Annotated in this window: 16 protein-coding genes and 1 other RNA gene; 10 read left to right on the forward strand and 7 right to left on the reverse strand. The window is 60.6% G+C overall.

What is annotated here, in order from left to right; translation table 11 throughout:
- Positions 1 to 17: 17 nt before the first annotated feature.
- From H4W29_RS16955 to ssrA, 4 genes are all read right to left on the reverse strand, one after another.
- Positions 18 to 239, reverse strand: a complete 222-nt coding sequence (locus tag H4W29_RS16955; protein ID WP_192729942.1) for a ribbon-helix-helix domain-containing protein — start codon at positions 237 to 239, stop codon at positions 18 to 20.
- 80 nt (positions 240 to 319) lie between these two features.
- Complete coding sequence (locus H4W29_RS16960) at positions 320 to 508, reverse strand: DUF4169 family protein (RefSeq protein WP_192729943.1); 189 nt, start codon at positions 506 to 508, stop codon at positions 320 to 322.
- Positions 509 to 559: 51 nt separating this feature from the next.
- On the reverse strand, positions 560 to 1072 hold the full coding sequence (locus H4W29_RS16965; RefSeq protein ID WP_113325497.1) for an SspB family protein: 513 nt from the start codon (positions 1070 to 1072) through the stop codon (positions 560 to 562).
- Between the two features lie 131 nt (positions 1073 to 1203).
- Positions 1204 to 1580: a transfer-messenger RNA gene (gene ssrA, locus H4W29_RS16970) on the reverse strand.
- Between the two features lie 113 nt (positions 1581 to 1693).
- On the opposite strand from ssrA, the gene H4W29_RS16975 reads away from it, so the two are divergent.
- From H4W29_RS16975 to H4W29_RS17000, 6 genes are all read left to right on the forward strand, one after another.
- Positions 1694 to 2488 (forward strand): thymidylate synthase, encoded by a 795-nt coding sequence (locus H4W29_RS16975; RefSeq protein WP_192729944.1) that lies wholly within the window; start codon positions 1694 to 1696, stop codon positions 2486 to 2488.
- Between the two features lie 114 nt (positions 2489 to 2602).
- Positions 2603 to 3124: a dihydrofolate reductase gene (locus H4W29_RS16980; RefSeq protein ID WP_192729945.1), complete on the forward strand. Its 522-nt coding sequence runs from the start codon at positions 2603 to 2605 to the stop codon at positions 3122 to 3124.
- A 146-nt stretch (positions 3125 to 3270) separates the two neighbouring features.
- A complete protein-coding gene (gene hflK, locus H4W29_RS16985; protein WP_192729946.1) occupies positions 3271 to 4371 on the forward strand; it encodes an FtsH protease activity modulator HflK in 1101 nt (366 codons plus the stop codon).
- Positions 4372 to 4374: 3 nt separating this feature from the next.
- Positions 4375 to 5340, forward strand: a complete 966-nt coding sequence (gene hflC / locus H4W29_RS16990) for a protease modulator HflC (RefSeq protein WP_192729947.1) — start codon at positions 4375 to 4377, stop codon at positions 5338 to 5340.
- A gap of 11 nt (positions 5341 to 5351) precedes the next feature.
- Entirely contained in the window at positions 5352 to 5537 is a 186-nt protein-coding gene (locus H4W29_RS16995; protein ID WP_192729948.1) for a DUF2065 domain-containing protein, read from the forward strand.
- A gap of 103 nt (positions 5538 to 5640) precedes the next feature.
- A complete protein-coding gene (locus H4W29_RS17000; protein ID WP_192729949.1) occupies positions 5641 to 7383 on the forward strand; it encodes a DegQ family serine endoprotease in 1743 nt (580 codons plus the stop codon).
- Between the two features lie 82 nt (positions 7384 to 7465).
- On the opposite strand, the gene serB is transcribed toward H4W29_RS17000, so the two are convergent.
- On the reverse strand, positions 7466 to 8356 hold the full coding sequence (serB, locus tag H4W29_RS17005) for a phosphoserine phosphatase SerB (protein WP_192729950.1): 891 nt from the start codon (positions 8354 to 8356) through the stop codon (positions 7466 to 7468).
- Between serB and miaA the strand changes: the two genes are divergently transcribed.
- Positions 8355 to 9251, forward strand: coding sequence for a tRNA (adenosine(37)-N6)-dimethylallyltransferase MiaA (gene miaA, locus H4W29_RS17010; RefSeq protein ID WP_192729951.1), 897 nt, complete (start codon positions 8355 to 8357; stop codon positions 9249 to 9251). The two genes, serB and miaA, sit on opposite strands and share 2 nt — an antisense overlap.
- Before the next feature lie 81 nt (positions 9252 to 9332).
- Positions 9333 to 9590, forward strand: coding sequence for a hypothetical protein (locus H4W29_RS17015; RefSeq protein ID WP_192729952.1), 258 nt, complete (start codon positions 9333 to 9335; stop codon positions 9588 to 9590).
- Positions 9591 to 9597: 7 nt separating this feature from the next.
- Here the strand turns inward: H4W29_RS17015 and H4W29_RS17020 are convergent, their stop codons facing one another.
- Positions 9598 to 11625 (reverse strand): ATP-binding protein, encoded by a 2028-nt coding sequence (locus tag H4W29_RS17020; protein ID WP_192729953.1) that lies wholly within the window; start codon positions 11623 to 11625, stop codon positions 9598 to 9600.
- Between the two features lie 340 nt (positions 11626 to 11965).
- Between H4W29_RS17020 and H4W29_RS17025 the strand changes: the two genes are divergently transcribed.
- Both H4W29_RS17025 and ilvN read left to right on the forward strand, forming a co-directional pair.
- Complete coding sequence (locus H4W29_RS17025; RefSeq protein WP_192729954.1) at positions 11966 to 13759, forward strand: acetolactate synthase 3 large subunit; 1794 nt, start codon at positions 11966 to 11968, stop codon at positions 13757 to 13759.
- A 26-nt stretch (positions 13760 to 13785) separates the two neighbouring features.
- Entirely contained in the window at positions 13786 to 14358 is a 573-nt protein-coding gene (ilvN, locus tag H4W29_RS17030; RefSeq protein ID WP_192729955.1) for an acetolactate synthase small subunit, read from the forward strand.
- 63 nt (positions 14359 to 14421) lie between these two features.
- On the opposite strand, the gene H4W29_RS17035 is transcribed toward ilvN, so the two are convergent.
- Positions 14422 to 15264 (reverse strand): aldo/keto reductase, encoded by an 843-nt coding sequence (locus H4W29_RS17035; protein ID WP_192729956.1) that lies wholly within the window; start codon positions 15262 to 15264, stop codon positions 14422 to 14424.
- Positions 15265 to 15357 lie beyond the last annotated feature (93 nt).

Below are 15357 nucleotides of genomic sequence, written 5' to 3' on the forward strand. Positions count from 1 at the left end.
CCGTCCGACAGGGCTTCTCAAGCCAGTGTGGCGCCGTTTTTAAACCAGCAAAGCACATGAAGGCGCAGCGCCGAGGAGAGATTGCTCTCTGCCGGCCGGTTATCGTCTATTTCCGATATCAACGCTGCGAGCGGCATGGAGCGGCTTGCGGCGATTGCCTTCAGCTCCATCCAGAATTCATCTTCCAACGAGAAGCTTGTGCGATGCCCATGCAGTGTCGCCGAATGTTTACGGATCATCGGGCTACCATGTCTCATGAGAAAGCGATTCACTTAAGGATCGCATCTGCTTGATCGCGCATGCCTTTATGCCGGCGCGATCAAGTCTTGTCTTTTTCGAGCCTGCCCTGGTCGAGCGCCTTTTCGGCTTTTTCGTTAAGGGCCTTGGTCAATTGCTTCTCGGCCTTGGTGCGTCCATGGGACACACGGTTCTGCTCGGCCTGCATTTCCTTTTCGGAGCGGGCCTGCTTCTTGCGGAACTGGCGTAAGTTGACGATTTCGGCGCTCATGCGGTTGCCTCCGTCATGAAAGAAAAAGGGAGGCTTTCGCCTCCCTTGGCATTACTGCTTCTTGCGGAAAGAATCGAGCGAAACGACGGAGCCCGGTTTCTTTTCCTCGCCTTCTGCGGCAGGCTTTGCGGCCGCGTCCTCCGTCTTGACGGCATCAACGGGATAGGCCGTGATCTCGGCCGCCGGCAGTTCCTCGCCGTCGCTCAGCGGTACGTCGAACTCCAGCTCGAAATTGACCGAGGGGTCGTAGAAGCCTCTGATGGCGTTGAAGGGGATGACGAGCTTTTCCGGCACGTCGGAGAAGGACAAGCCGATCTCGAAATGGGATTCGGTGATCTTCAGTTCCCAGAACTGGTGCTGGATGACGATGGTCATCTGCTCGGGATATTTGGACTTCAGGTGCTGCGAGATGCGTACGCCGGGAGCGCCCGTGAGAAACGTAATGAAGAAGTGATGGTCGCCGGGCAGACGGCCCGTCGTTGCGACTTCGGTCAAGACCTTGCGGATGACACCGCGCAACGCGTCCTGTGCCAGAATGTCGTAGCGGATATGATCCTGCCCCATGCTTTTCCTGTCTTTCGTCGGTTTAGAAGTCTTTTCACGCGCTTATATGGCACGTCCGGGCGCTTTGGGAAAGCGCCAAGCCGATTCATGCGTTCATCAAGCATACATGATTTCGTCGAAAAAGGGGAGAAGGTGAAGGCTTCTGTTGCCAGGTGCCTTCGGACCCCGCCTCAAGGGGCTAACCTAGAGGACTTAGGTCGGAATTCTCACACCGCCATTAGGCAGCGAGAGCGTATTCCTTAGCGTTGTTGTCGTTTGCAACTACACTTGTGACCCGATAACGGCGGTATCATGCCGAGCGAAAAGTCGATCTTTACACCCTTGTCGATCCTATTTCGCCCCCATCAAAAGCAGGCCATTCTCCAAAAGGATATCCGCCTGCTTTTGGTGGAGGCGCCGGGTACCGCCCCCGGGTCCAATAGGTTTATTCCACCGCCCGTTTATCGCCATAGCCGGCCCGAAAGCCGGCATGGGTGATATAGTGTTTTTGTCACCGCAAGGGAAGGGGATACGTCATAAAAGCGTCGTGCTCTCCAGCGATTTGCTTGGATAATCAGCAAGGCGCATTGGTTTGCGGCCGCTTTGCCCTTAAATTAGGTGCAAAAGGAATCAGTGGCGACCATGAAGCAATATCTCGACCTCTTGAGCCATGTGATGGAAAACGGCACCGACCGGGGCGACCGCACGGGCACCGGCACGCGTTCGGTCTTCGGCTATCAGATGCGCTTCGATCTCGATGCCGGCTTTCCGGTGCTGACGACGAAGAAGCTGCATCTGCGCTCGATCATCCATGAACTGCTGTGGTTCCTCAAGGGCGAGACCAATATCCGCTACCTGCATGAAAACGGCGTCAGCATCTGGGACGAATGGGCCGACGAGAACGGCGATCTCGGCCCGGTCTATGGCGCGCAGTGGCGCTCCTGGCCGGCACCGGATGGCGGGCATATCGACCAGATCGACAATCTCGTAAAAGGCCTCATCAAGAACCCGAATTCCCGCCGTCACATCGTTTCGGCCTGGAACCCGGCCGAAGTCGACAGTATGGCGCTGCCGCCCTGCCATTGCCTGTTCCAGTTCTATGTGGCCGACGGCAGGCTTTCCTGTCAGCTCTACCAGCGCTCGGCGGATATCTTCCTCGGCGTGCCCTTCAACATCGCTTCCTATGCGTTGCTGACGATGATGGTGGCGCAGGTGACCGGGCTGAAATATGGCGAGTTTGTCCATACACTCGGTGATACGCATCTCTACCATAACCATTTCGACCAGGCGAAGCTGCAGCTGACGCGCGAGCCGAAGCCGCTGCCGCGCATGCTGATCAAGCGGGACGTGAAGGATATCTTCGGCTTCGTCTACGAGGATTTCGAACTCGTCGGCTATGACGCAGAGGCCAATATCAAGGCGCCGATCGCCGTCTAAAGCGTGTCGTGATCTTTCAGATCGCTCGCCACGCTTTAGGCTTTTGTTTCGCATGTCGTTATCAAAAAACCGCTGCACATTTTTTGCGCGACATGCTCCAAGCCGGGAAGGCCGATGTCCGATATCCGCAAGACCATCTTCGTTGCCGTTGCGCGTAACGGCATTATCGGCCGCGATGGCGACATGCCCTGGCGGCTGTCGACCGACCTCAAGCGCTTCAAGGCGATGACAACGGGCAAGCCTGTCGTCGTCGGCCGCAAGACTTTCGAGAGCTTCGGCGGCAAGCCGCTGCCGGGGCGCCAGCACGTGGTGATCTCGCGCGGCGCCGCTATCGATCTTCCCGACGTGCAAATGGCCCGCTCGCTTGACGAGGCGATAGCGATGGCTGAGGAGCTCGCCCGCAAGCAGGGCGAAAACGAGATCTCCATCCTGGGCGGCGGGCAGATCTACGCGCAGGCGATGGCTTTTGTCGACCGCATGTGCGTGACGCATGTGGAAGCCGACGTGGATGGCGACACGTCCTTTCCCGACATCGATCCCGCAATCTGGGTGGCGACCGAGAGCCTCGATGTCCCCTCGGGGGAAAGGGACACCTATCCCACGCGTTTCGTCGTTTATGAACGGCGAGATGCCTGAAAAGGAACTATTTTCCAATTATATTGACCAAGTTTCTGACGCTGCGTTGAAAGCAGATGCAGTGATACCTATAACGGTCGGATCGCATCCGCCGGCAGCCCCCACGGCGGTCGGATGTGTATGACGTAACGAACAACGAGGTTTTGATGCCCTGGAGCAATCAGAATGGCGGCGGCGGCCCTTGGGGCGGCGGCGGCGGTAACAATCAGGGGCCATGGGGGCAGGGACCGAACCGTCCACGCGGCGGTGGCGGTGGCAAAGGCGGTCCGCCCGATCTGGAAGACATTATCCGGCGCGGACAGGATCAGCTGCGCGGCTTCATTCCAGGTGGTTTCAACGGCGGTGTCGTTGCGATCATCGTGGCGATCATTGCGATCTTCTGGCTTTTCCAATGCATTTACGTCGTCCAGCCGGACGAGCGCGGCGTTGAACTGCGCTTCGGCAAGCCCAAGCAGGAGATTTCCATGCCGGGCCTGCATTTCCATTTCTGGCCGGTTGAAACCGTCGAGACGGTCAAGGTGACGGTGCAGCAGTTGAACATCGGCGCGACCACGGCAGGCTCTTCGAGCGGGCTGATGCTGTCGAGCGACAAGAGTGTCATCAACGTGCAGTTTGCCGTCTTCTATACGATCAGCGATCCCAAGGCCTATCTTTTCGGTGTCGAAAATCCGGCTGAAACACTGCAGCAGGTTTCCGACAGCGCCATGCGCGAAGTCGTCGGCCGGCGTCCGGCGCTGGATGCTTTCCGCAGCAACCGCCAGCCGATCGAGACGCAGGTTCTCAACATCGTTCAGGATACGATGAACCGCTATGGTGCGGGCATTACTGTGACCGGCGTGACGATCCAGAACGTGGCTCCGCCGCGCGAGGTCGCCGACTCCTTCGAAGAAGTGCAGCGTGCCGGCCGCGACCGCGACAGCACGATTGAGGACGCCAACCGCTATACGAACCAGAAGCTCGGTCAGGCACGAGGCGATGCAGCCCGCATCCGCGAAGACGCGGCCGCCTACAAGGATCGCGTCGTCAAGGAAGCGGAAGGTGAAGCCCAGCGCTTTACGGCCATCAATGACGAATATTCGAAGGCTCCCGATGTGACGCGCAAGCGCCTGTTCCTGGAAACGATGGAGCAGGTTCTGAAGAACTCCAAGAAGGTCGTGATCGACGAGAAGCAGGGCGTCGTACCTTACCTGCCGCTCAACGAGATCAACAGACCGGCGGCAGCAGCACCGGCACGGCAGGGAGGTTGAACCATGGTATCGAACAGACTTCCCGTAATCCTCATCGCGCTCGCGATCCTTCTCGCCATTCTTTATTCGTCGATCTTCGTCGTGAATGCGCGTGAGCAGGCCATCGTCGTGCGTTTCGGTCAGATCCAGTCGGTGAAGAGCGAGCCCGGCCTCTATTTCAAGCTGCCCTTCGGCTTCATGGATGCCGACCGCGTGCAGTTCGTGGAAAAGCGCGCTCTGCGGCTCGACCTCGACAATATCCGCGTTCAGGTTCAGGACGGCCAGACTTTCGATGTCGACGCCTTCGTGATCTACAACATCTCGGATGTGCGCCGTTTCCGCGAAACGGTCTCGGGCGACCGCGACGCTGCGGAGGCACGGCTGCGTGCGCAGCTCGATTCTTCGCTTCGCCGCGTCTACGGTCTGCGTGACTACAATGCTGCGCTTTCGGAAGAGCGCGTGGCGATGATGCTCGAAATCCGCGACGATCTGCGCACCGATGCCGAAAATCTCGGCCTGCATATCGATGACGTCCGCATCCGCCGGACGGACCTTTCGCCGGAAGTGGCTCCGAACACCTACAACGCCATGCGCTCCGAGCGTCTAGCCGAAGCCGAGCGCATTCGCGCCGAGGGTAATGAAGAGGGCCAGCGCCGCCGGGCTGTCGCCGACCGCCAGGTCGTCGAGATCACTGCCGATGCGCAGCGCGATTCGGAAATCCTGCGCGGTCAGGGTGATGCGGAGCGCAACCGTATCTTCGCCGACTCTTTCGGCAAGGATCCGGCCTTCTTCGAGTTCTACCGCTCGATGGCCGCCTATTCCGCTGCACTTTCCTCGCAGGATACGACGCTGGTGCTGTCGCCGACCTCGCAGTTCTTCCGCTACTTCGAGAATGCGAACGGCAATCCGCCCGCCGTGCCGGGCCAGACCGGTGGGCTTGTGCCGCCTGCGACTGTCCAGCCGGCCGCTCCGGCACAGCCGGCGAACTGACGACAGACAGAATGCAGGACCTTCTCACCGGGCTTGCATTCTTCCTTATCATCGAGGGGCTGGTCTACGCACTGGCCCCTCGTTTTCTTATCGAGATGGCGAAGCTTCTTCCCAGCATCCCGGAGCGGCAGCTCAGGGTCTTCGGGCTTGGAGCGATAGCCCTCGGCGTCGGCTGTGTCTGGCTTTTGCGAGGTTAGATCACATTCGCACGGGGATTTCGCGAAAAGGTGATTTCTCCCTCCATCATTCCGCCTTATGCTGGTGCTGTATGTGCGCCTTTATCCCAGACGAGGAAGCTTGATGGCCCCCACGACTCGCTCGCCCTTCAGACGAACGCTCGCGCTGCTGGCCGGCACCGCCCTTCTGGCAAATGTCGGCGCAAGCGGTGTTGCGCATGCGCAAACTGCCCCCGCACCAGCGACACCTGAACAGGCAGCACCGGCCCCTCAACTGGCGCCGACGTCCCCGGCTGCAGTGGCGCCCGCCGCTCCGCCGGTACAGATGACGGCTCCGGGCAATGGACCGGCTTCGGTCGCCGATCTCGCCGAGGGACTGCTCGATGCCGTGGTCAATATTTCGACCTCGCAGAATGTGAAGGATGACGAGGGCGCAGGTCCGGCGCCGCGCGCGCCTGACGGCTCGCCCTTCCAGGAATTCTTCAACGATTTCTTCAACAAACAGCAGGGCAATCGCGGCCCCAATCACAATGTCAGCTCGCTCGGCTCCGGATTCGTTATCGATCCCAGCGGCTATATCGTCACCAACAACCACGTGATCGAGGGCGCCGACGATATCGAGATCAATTTCGCCGATGGCTCCAAGCTCAAGGCCAAGCTGATCGGTACGGACACCAAGACCGACCTTTCGGTGTTGAAGGTCGAGCCGAAACAGCCGCTGAAATCCGTCAAGTTCGGCGATTCCAGCGTCATGCGCATCGGCGATTGGGTGATGGCAATCGGCAACCCGTTCGGCTTCGGCGGATCGGTGACGGTCGGCATCATTTCGGGTCGCGGCCGCAACATCAATGCCGGCCCCTATGACAATTTCATCCAGACGGACGCGGCGATCAACAAGGGCAATTCCGGCGGTCCGCTCTTCAACATGAAGGGCGAAGTGATCGGCATCAATACGGCAATCATCTCCCCGTCGGGCGGCTCGATCGGTATCGGCTTCTCGGTGCCGTCGGAACTTGCTTCCGGCGTTGTCGATCAGCTTCGCGAATATGGCGAGACGCGCCGCGGCTGGCTCGGCGTGCGCATCCAGCCCGTCACCGACGAAGTGGCCGACAGCCTCGGCCTCGACACTGCCAAGGGCGCGCTGGTCGCCGGTGTCATCAAGGGTGGGCCGGTTGATGACGGCTCGATCAAGGCGGGCGACGTTATCCTGAAATTCGACGGCAAGGTCGTCAGCGAGATGCGCGATCTGCCGCGCGTGGTGGCTGAAAGCCCCGTCGGCAAAGAGGTCGACGTGGTGGTCATGCGTGACGGCAAGGAACAGACCGTCAAGGTAACGCTCGGCCGTCTCGAGGATAGCGACCAAGCGGCAGCCAACGACAGTTCGACGGATGACGGTGTTATCAATCCCGATCCCGGCGAAAACAACGATATGGACGAACCGGATCAGGGCGGCGATCAGGGGCAGGCCGCACCTGACGGCCAGGAACCGCACCAGCAGGATCAAGGGCAAGATCAAAAGAGCCCGGATCAAAAGGGGCAGGATCAGGCAACACCCGGTCAGGCTACCCCAAAGCATGTGCTCGGTCTTTCGCTCTCGCTGCTCAGCCCCGAGACCCGCAAGGCCTTCGGCATTGCCGAAAGCGTTGATGGTGTCGTCGTGACCGAGGTTGCGCCGGGGTCGGCCGCCGCCGAAAAGGGCTTGAAGCCCGGCGACGTGATCGTCGAGGTCGCACAGGAATTCATGAAGTCGCCGGATGCCGTTGCCACCAAGGTGCAGACGCTGAAGCAGGAAGGCCGGCGCAATGCACAGATGATGGTTGCTGCGGCGAATGGCGACCTGCGGTTCGTTGCGGTGCCGATGGAATAAGGGCTGTCTGGTACAGTTCCGGAAATTGAAAAGGAGCGGTTAGCCGCTCCTTTTTGGTTTTCAGAGATGACTCTCGGTGGGCTCAAGCCATCACAAAATCCGTCTTCCGGTAGCCCTGAATATAAAGCAGCGCCGTCAGGTCGCCGTGGTTGATCTGCATATCGGCTTCTGCGGCGACAGCCGGTTTGGCGTGGAGGGCGACGCCGGAGCCGGCGAGGTGCAGCATGCCGAGATCGTTGGCGCCGTCGCCGACGGCGATAGCATCCTGCGGGGAAATGCCGAGGCGGGCGGCGATGTCGTTGAGGGCGTCGACTTTGGCCTGCTTGCCGAGGATGGGCTCGGCGACATGGCCGGAGAGGAGGCCGCCTTCCTCGAGCAGGATATTGGCGCGGTTTTCGTCGAAGCCGAGGGTGGCGGCGATGCGGCTGGTGAAGACCGTGAAACCGCCGGAGACGAGGGCGGTATAATAGCCTTTCGACTTCATGGTAGCGATCAGTTCAAGGCCGCCGGGGGTGAGGGTAATGCGCTTGGCGATTACTTCATCGACGACAGAGATCGGCAAGCCCTTCAGGAGGGCGACGCGTTCGCGCAATGCCGGCTCGAAGGCGATCTCGCCGTTCATGGCGCGAGCGGTGATGGCTGCGACCTTTTCCTTGAGGCCGACTTCGGCAGCGAGTTCGTCGATGCATTCCTGACCGATCATGGTCGAATCCATATCGGCGATCAGCATCTTCTTGCGGCGGGTTTCCTGTTCCTGGATGACGAGATCGATCGGAGCGCTGGCGATCACGGCGAGCAGATTCGCCTCGGCTGCCTGTCTGTCCGTGCCGTCTGCGAGCACGATATCGCAGGCAATGCCGTCCGCCAGCCAGTAGAGCCCGGATGCTTTGACGGCGTCTGCGGCGCGCTCGGCGATCTCAGGCGAAAGAACGGGGTTTGACGGATTGGCAACAAGCGTGGCAACGAGGGCCATGATGGAAAACCTTCTGAGCACTGCGAATGCGATCCTGATAACCGGGCCGACTGCCAGCGGCAAGTCCGCGCTCGCAGTGGAATTGGCCAAAGAGCATGGCGGCGTGGTGATCAATGCCGACAGCATGCAGGTCTATGACACGCTGCGGGTGCTGACGGCGCGGCCTTCGGAAGAAGATATGGAGGGTGTGCCGCATCATCTCTACGGCCACGTGCCGGCCGCGCAGGCCTATTCGACCGGTGCCTGGCTGCGGGATGTGACGGTGCTCCTGCCGCGCATCCACGCCGAGGGAAAGCTGCCGGTCTTCGTCGGCGGCACCGGGCTTTATTTCAAGGCGCTGACCGGCGGGTTGTCGGAAATGCCCGTCATTCCCGAGGAGATAAGGCAACGGCTGCGCGCACGGCTTCTGGAGGAGGGGCCGGAGGGCCTGTATGCGCAGCTTGCGAAGGTTGATCCCGCCACGGCCGAAAGCCTAAACGTACAGGACGGGCAGAGGATCGTGCGGGCGCTTGAGGTTTTCGAGGCGACGGGCCAGTCGATCGCTGAATTCCAGGGGCAGGTAGGCCCCGTCGTCGTCGATCCCGATACGGCGCGCAAGATCGTCGTGCTGCCGGATCGCGCCGTGCTGCATCAGCGTATCAACGGACGTTTCGAGAAAATGCTGGAGCAGGGGGCGGAAGACGAGGTGAGCGCGCTTCTGGCGCTTGATCTTCCTCCGGAAATGCCTGTCATGAAGGCGATCGGCGTGTCGCAGATCGCGGCGATGCTGCGTGGTGAGATGAGCCGCGCCGAGGTGGTCGAGCGCGGGGCCGCCGCCACGCGGCAATACGCCAAGCGGCAGATGACCTGGTTCCGTAACCAGATGGATGAAAGCTGGGAGCGGCTTTCGCCTTAGCGCCAAAGCGATACGTGCTTCGCGCCCGCAAACGGCTAGAATGATCTTCGAATCATGACCAATGGAGCTATGGGGGCCGGCATGAACAATTTTCTCGCAAAGACGCTTTCTTCGATCAACGCCTTGATCGCCATCGTCATCTTCGCCTTTTCCACACTTTCCGGTGCGACCGCCGCTGCGGCGCAGGGCGGATCGGGTATGTTCATCGTCGGAGCAATTTTGGGCGCCATCGGCGGCATCGTGGTTGCGGCGCTGATCTGTGGCACCATCGCCTTTCTGGCACTGATCGAGCGGCATCTCTCCGAAATCGCAGCGGCGACGCGCCAGCCGCGTTCGTAAGGCGCACTCAGTCCTTGTTGTAGAGGCTGCTCAGCGGCTTCTTCAGGATACTTTCGCGCAGCGACATGCCACCCTCGCGGCGTGGCGGCGATGTCTGTTCGCCGAAGGCCGGCCTCGGCTGTTCGTCGCGGCGCATTTCGCGGCGCAGTGCTTCCAGGCGCGCGTCGATAGAAGTCTGCGGCGAGAGCAGTGGGGGCTCAGGATGCGGCGCGCGGCTCTGCGGCAGCAGGGCGGGGCGATAGGGTTCGAGCGGCGCCTCTGCTGATGGAGCGGCATAGGGCTGGTCGGCGGCTTCGTCGGTGAAATCTTCTTCCGGCTCATAATCCGCGATCGCTGCACTATAGCTCTGCTGGAAGGTGGAGATATCGGGGCCTGCTGTGATCGCCCGCATGCGGGTGACGATGCGGCGCAGGTCGACCGTATCGGGGTCTTCCTCGGCGTGGATGCTGGTGGCGCTATGGGCCTTCGGCAGCAGGCTTTCGTCGACACGCGAGAAGCGCATACGCATCGGCACCCGGATCGCCTCACCGAAGGCGATCGCTTCGCCATTGCCGATCGAGGAGATGAAGCTCGTCGTCGAGATCGAGGAGTTGGGGATTGCCGAGCGGATGATTTCCTGGTCGCGGTCGTTGGCAAGGCGCATGGCAAAGAGCGTCGAGCACTGCGACAGGATCGTCTGGTCGAGCTCTCCCGGGCGCTGGGTGATGATGCCGAGCGAGACGCCGTATTTGCGGCCTTCCTTGGCGATGCGGGCAATCGCCTGGCGGGTCGGAACGAAACCGAGGTTCGGATCCGACGGGATATAGCGATGCGCCTCTTCGCAGACGACCAGCATATGAATGGCGCCTTCGCTCCAGAGCGCGATCTCGAAGGCCATGCGGCAAAGTACGGACGCGACGGAATTGACGACTTCGGAGGGGATGCCGGCGAGCTGGAAGGTGCAGATCGGCCTGTTGTCGCCGGGGATGCGGAAGATCTGCGCTATGGTATCGGTGATCGTGTCGCTGATCGTGTTGCTGGAAAACATGAAGTGATAGCGCGGATCGTTGATCGCGGCGATGATGCGCATCTTCAACGCGCGCAGGAAGGGTTTTTCGGCGCGCCCTTCCAGCCTGCCGATGCGCTCGTCGATGAGGGCAAGCAGATCGGCGATGCGATAGGGCACCGGAGTGTCGGCGGTGATCGAGCTCTTTTCCGTCTGGCGGCGCACCAGCGAACTGTCGCTGCCGCGGAAGGCGCGTTTGGCCTCAGGCAGGATATCGCGCAGCATGTCGAGCTCTTCGGGTATCGGCGGGCGGCCGCGGAAGACCACTTCGGCGAACTCCTCGAGCCGCATCAGCCAGAAGGGCAGATCCAGCGTATCGGTATCGATTGTGACGGCGTGTTTCGGGAAAGCGGCGGCAAATTCATTGTGCGGATCGAGGATCAGCACGCGCAGCTTCGGATCTGCCTCGATCGCCTTATGCAGTAGCAGCGAGACGGCAGTCGATTTGCCGACACCGGTCGAGCCGACCACGGCGAAGTGCTTCGACAGCATCGAGGGGACATGGATCGCCGCGTCGATGCTTTCATCCTGCGTCAGGCTGCCGATGACGGCGGTGGCGCCCTTGCCGGCATCATAGATGCGCATCAGGTCGGCGGCGCGGATGCGATGGGCGATGGCGCCGAGATAGGGATAGCGCGAAATGCCGGTCGAGAATTCCTCGCGGCCGTCTTCGTCGACGCGGACTTCGCCGAGCAGTTCCGTCTCGATGCGGAAGACATTGTCCTGGCCTTCGCCCCAGCCCTGATTGCCGGTATTCATGGAATAGACGAGGGCGACGACGCGGTTCCTGCCGACGCTGATGGAAATCAACCGGCCGACGGACCATAATTCCGTGAGATCGGTGCCGCCGTCTTCGGCGACTGCGGCAATGGTAGCACGCGAACCGCTGCATGCGACGACGCGCCCGAGGAATCGATTCCCCGGCGTGAGGCTATCGCGGCGATCCTGTTCGCCTGCTTTGCCTGTCGTCATCATGTCGTTGTTGAGCAAAGGGTTACTCCCTGCATTAACGGACAGGATATTGCCGATCCTTTAACAAATCCTTCAGTCCCAGAATTGGACGGACCATGGGAGGGTAATACGTTGACAGGCAGCGGATTTTTTATTGCGGAATGCGTTGACGCTGCGAAATTTTCTGTCTATCACTTCCGCCCATGACAATTTCGAACGTTCTTATCGTGGTGGGAAAGCGCATGGGCAGGATGGTGTAACCATCCGGCGATAGCCACCCATGCGCAAGACGAAGGCTCCTCAGGGGCCTTTTTTTATGCCCGAAATCAGGGCTTCCGGCCACAAACCTCAGATCTCCAGCATCAAACGGAACAGACATATGGCGAGCACGGACAATCAAGCGGCAGACAACAGGATGACGGGAGCGGAGATCGTTCTCCGCGCGCTGAAAGACAATGGTGTCGAGCACATCTTCGGCTATCCCGGCGGTGCCGTTCTGCCGATCTATGACGAGATCTTCCAGCAGGACGATATCCAGCACATCCTCGTGCGCCACGAGCAGGGCGCCGGCCATGCGGCCGAAGGTTATGCCCGCTCCACCGGCAAGGTCGGCGTCATGCTGGTGACCTCTGGTCCCGGTGCCACCAACGCCGTCACGCCGCTGCAGGATGCTCTGATGGATTCCATTCCGCTCGTCTGCCTCTCCGGCCAGGTTCCGACGCCGCTGATCGGTTCGGACGCCTTCCAGGAATGCGATACGGTTGGCATCACGCGCCCCTGCACCAAGCACAACTGGCTGGTCAAGGATGTCAACGAGCTCGCCGCCGTCATCCATGAGGCCTTCCGCATCGCCCAGTCGGGCCGTCCGGGTCCCGTTGTCGTCGACATCCCGAAGGACGTGCAGTTTGCCACCGGCACCTACACGCCGCCGGCCGATCATGCCATCCAGAAGAGTTACCAGCCGAAAATCCAGGGTGACCTGAACCAGATCCAGGCGGCAATCGAGCTGATGGCCAACGCCCGCAAGCCGATATTCTATACAGGCGGCGGCGTCATCAATTCCGGCCCGGAAGCCTCCCGCATGCTGCGCGAACTGGTCGAGCTGACCGACTTCCCGATCACCTCGACGCTGATGGGCCTCGGCGCCTATCCGGCATCCGGCAAGAACTGGCTGAAGATGCTCGGCATGCACGGTTCCTACGAGGCGAACATGGCGATGCATGACTGCGATGTCATGGTCTGCATCGGCGCCCGCTTCGATGACCGCATTACCGGCCGCCTCAACGCCTTCTCGCCGAATTCCAAGAAAATCCATATCGATATCGATCCGTCCTCGATCAACAAGAACGTCCGCGTCGATGTCGGCATCCGCGGCGATGTCGGCAACATTCTGGAAGACATGATCCGCCTGTGGCGGGCGTTGCCGAAGAAGCCGGAAAAGAACCGTCTCGATGCATGGTGGAGCGATATTGCCCGCTGGCGTGCGCGCAACTCCTTCGCCTATACGATGAGCAAGGACGTGATCATGCCGCAATATGCGCTGGAACGTCTCTTTGCCCTGACCAAGGATCGCGACACCTACATCACGACCGAAGTCGGCCAGCACCAGATGTGGGCAGCGCAGTTCTTCGGATTCGAACAGCCGAACCGCTGGATGACTTCGGGTGGTTTGGGGACGATGGGTTACGGCCTGCCGGCAGCACTCGGCGTTCAGATCGCCCATCCGGAGAGCCTCGTCATCGACATCGCCGGCGATGCCTCTATCCAGATGTGCATCCAGGAAATGTCGGCGGCGATCCAGCACAATGCGCCGATCAAGATCTTCATCATGAACAACCAGTATATGGGCATGGTCCGCCAGTGGCAGCAGCTCCTGCATGGCAATCGTCTGTCTAACTCCTATACGGAGGCAATGCCTGATTTCGTGAAGCTCGCTGAAGCCTATGGCGCGGTTGGCCTGCGCTGCGAGAAGCCTGACGATCTTGATGCGACGATCCAGGAGATGATCGACGTCAAGAAGCCGGTCATCTTCGATTGCCGCGTTGCCAATCTCGCCAACTGCTTCCCGATGATCCCCTCGGGCAAGGCACATAATGAAATGCTGCTGCCGGACGAAGCTACGGACGAAGCTGTTGCCAATGCGATCGACGCCAAGGGCCGTCAGCTAGTCTAAGAAGAAGCCAGAGGAAACCCAGGATCATGAACGCACACCTTCAACCCACCGGCTCTGCCTACTTCATCTCTCCGGAAACGGCAGCCGTCGAGAGCCATACGCTCTCGGTGCTGGTCGATAACGAGCCAGGCGTACTCGCCCGCGTCATCGGCCTGTTCTCCGGCCGTGGCTACAACATCGAAAGCCTGACGGTCTCGGAAACGGAGCACCAGGCGCATCTGTCGCGCATCACCATCGTCACCCGCGGCACGCCGCATGTGCTGGAGCAGATCAAGGCGCAGCTCGAGCGCATCGTGCCTGTCCACCGCGTGGTGGACCTGACGGTACGCGCCCGCGAACTTGGCCAGGACCGGCCGATCGAGCGGGAAGTGGCGCTGCTCAAGGTGATCGGCAATGGCGAGACTCGCGCCGAGACGCTGCGCCTTGCGGATGCCTTCCACGCCAAGGTGGTGGATGCGACGATCGATCACTTCATTCTGGAGATCACCGGCAAGTCCTCCAAGATCGACCAGTTCATCGCGATCATGAAGCCGCTCGGCCTCATCGAAGTCTGCCGCACCGGCATTGCCGCGATGAACCGCGGCGCTCAGGGCATGTAAGGATTACAGCCGGGCATGTAATCGCCTACGTCATTACGGGAAAAGGGTTCACGCCGCTGGAGGTCAGAGCATCTCCAGCGGCGTTTTCTTTGCCGGGGGCGGGAAGACCTCGTCGAGCGCTTCCCAGTCCTCGTCGGTGATATCGAGAGAGACGCAGTCGCGGTTTTCGTGGGCGCGCTCGACATTGGATGTTTTCGGAATGACGAAGACGCCTTCGCGTCCCAGCAGGAAAGCGAGCGCCAGCTGCGCCGGTGTTGCCTGATAGGCCTTGGCGATATGGATGAGATCGGGATGGTGCAGGATGCGGCCCTGCTCAATCGGGGAATAGGCCATGATCGGAATGTTCCGGCTCTGGCACCAGGGCAGGAGATCGTATTCGATGCCGCGGCGGGCGAGATTGTAGAGCACCTGATTGGCCGCGACGTTCCGGCCGCCGGGCACGGAGAACAGTTCCTGCATATCGTCAGTATCGAAGTTGGACACGCCCCAGGCGCGGATCTTGCCGGCGGCTTTCAGCGCTTCGAAGGCTTCGACGGTCTCAGCGAGTGGATAGTTGCCGCGCCAGTGCAGCAGATAGAGGTCGATACGGTCGGTGGCGAGGCGTTCGAGGCTATTTTCGCAGGCTTCGATCGTGCCCTTGCGGCTGGCGTTCCAGGGGTAGACCTTGCTGACGATAAAGGTCTCGTCGCGGTGCCCCTTGATTGCCCGGCCGACGATTTCTTCGGCGCCGCCGTCGCCATACATTTCGGCGGTATCGATCATCGTCATGCCGAGATCGAGGCCGGCCTGGAGGCTGGCGATCTCCTGCTTCGCATGGCCGGCATCCTCGCCCATGCCCCAGGTGCCCTGGCCGAGCGCGGGAACTTCGGTGCCGTCGGGAAAGGTGATGGTGGGGATCGGGTCCATGGCAGTTCTGGTCCTTTGTGTGCTCGGCAGACTATCAGGTAATCCTGTCACCATGACAATCATGTTATGGTGACAAGGGTTTAGGGCAGTTAT

It is taken from the genome of Rhizobium viscosum, assembly GCF_014873945.1.
In the GTDB taxonomy this organism is placed as follows: domain Bacteria; phylum Pseudomonadota; class Alphaproteobacteria; order Rhizobiales; family Rhizobiaceae; genus Rhizobium; species Rhizobium viscosum.

Excerpts from the sequence above, each read along its gene's own strand:
- H4W29_RS17025 (WP_192729954.1), top strand. The coding sequence starts at position 11,966 with ATGGCGAGCACGGACAATCAAGCGGCAGACAACAGGATGACGGGAGCG.
- H4W29_RS17000 (WP_192729949.1), top strand. The coding sequence starts at position 5,641 with ATGGCCCCCACGACTCGCTCGCCCTTCAGACGAACGCTCGCGCTGCTG.
- hflC (WP_192729947.1), top strand. The coding sequence starts at position 4,375 with ATGGTATCGAACAGACTTCCCGTAATCCTCATCGCGCTCGCGATCCTT.
- H4W29_RS17035 (WP_192729956.1), bottom strand. The coding sequence starts at position 15,264 with ATGGACCCGATCCCCACCATCACCTTTCCCGACGGCACCGAAGTTCCC.
- H4W29_RS16980 (WP_192729945.1), top strand. The coding sequence starts at position 2,603 with ATGTCCGATATCCGCAAGACCATCTTCGTTGCCGTTGCGCGTAACGGC.
- H4W29_RS16975 (WP_192729944.1), top strand. The coding sequence starts at position 1,694 with ATGAAGCAATATCTCGACCTCTTGAGCCATGTGATGGAAAACGGCACC.
- serB (WP_192729950.1), bottom strand. The coding sequence starts at position 8,356 with ATGGCCCTCGTTGCCACGCTTGTTGCCAATCCGTCAAACCCCGTTCTT.
- H4W29_RS16955 (WP_192729942.1), bottom strand. The coding sequence starts at position 239 with ATGATCCGTAAACATTCGGCGACACTGCATGGGCATCGCACAAGCTTC.
- miaA (WP_192729951.1), top strand. The coding sequence starts at position 8,355 with ATGATGGAAAACCTTCTGAGCACTGCGAATGCGATCCTGATAACCGGG.
- H4W29_RS16965 (WP_113325497.1), bottom strand. The coding sequence starts at position 1,072 with ATGGGGCAGGATCATATCCGCTACGACATTCTGGCACAGGACGCGTTG.
- H4W29_RS16995 (WP_192729948.1), top strand. The coding sequence starts at position 5,352 with ATGCAGGACCTTCTCACCGGGCTTGCATTCTTCCTTATCATCGAGGGG.
- ilvN (WP_192729955.1), top strand. The coding sequence starts at position 13,786 with ATGAACGCACACCTTCAACCCACCGGCTCTGCCTACTTCATCTCTCCG.
- hflK (WP_192729946.1), top strand. The coding sequence starts at position 3,271 with ATGCCCTGGAGCAATCAGAATGGCGGCGGCGGCCCTTGGGGCGGCGGC.
- H4W29_RS16960 (WP_192729943.1), bottom strand. The coding sequence starts at position 508 with ATGAGCGCCGAAATCGTCAACTTACGCCAGTTCCGCAAGAAGCAGGCC.
- H4W29_RS17015 (WP_192729952.1), top strand. The coding sequence starts at position 9,333 with ATGAACAATTTTCTCGCAAAGACGCTTTCTTCGATCAACGCCTTGATC.